Raw genomic sequence first — 748 nt, forward strand, 5'->3', positions numbered from 1 at the left:
CCGGAACGGTCAAGGGGCAGGAAGTCAAGGGCATTGGAAGTGCCGCCAAACACGCACTGACGGGGGCGGTCTGCCGGATGGGTTTCATAGGGTATCTTGTAAACCTCTTTCTGCCGGCTTAAAAATGACTTGATTTCCTCAATGCTCTTGGCGTTGGCGGTTGCCATCATTTCTGACATTTCGATAATCCAGTGACCTTGCAGCTTGCGGTACACATTGTCATCGTCCAGCTTCCGCAAATCATCGGAGAACCACTCGTCCCGGACTGCCAGCAGCCGGAAGAAGGTGGACTTTCCAGCCCCCTGACCGCCTACCAGACAGAGCATGATTTCAAACTTGCACCCCGGCTGAAAGGCTCGTGAGATTGCACCCAGCAGGAACAGCTTCAACGCTTCATAGGTGTAATCGTCTGCGTCAGCCCCCAGAAAGTGCCGCAGGCAGAAGCGAATTCTTTCCGTCCCGTCCCACACAAGGGAACTTAAATAATCCCGGATGGGGTGGTACTTGTTTTCATTCGCTACAATCCCGATGGCGTTATCAATCTTTTTCTCATTGGTAAGCCCGTAGGTTTCTTCCAGATAGAGAAGCAGATATTTCATGTCCGTATCGTTTAAGGCGGTACTTTCCCTGTGGAAGCCGATGGGCTTTATAATGTCCTTGCGGTCGGTCAGGATGTTGTAGGCGATAGCCTCGGAAAGCAGCGGGTCACGCTGGAATACGGTCAGGCAGTTCCGTATGCTCTGACGGA

General features: G+C 52.5%; 1 protein-coding gene. It reads right to left on the minus strand.

Annotation, left to right across the window (positions count from 1 at the left end; all coding sequences use genetic code 11):
• Positions 1-748 (minus strand): virulence-associated E family protein (locus HED67_RS05485; protein WP_221717747.1); only part of this gene is annotated, 748 nt, incomplete at both ends.

It is taken from the genome of Pseudocoprococcus catus (assembly GCF_019734885.1).
Lineage (GTDB): Bacteria > Bacillota > Clostridia > Lachnospirales > Lachnospiraceae > Coprococcus_A > Coprococcus_A catus.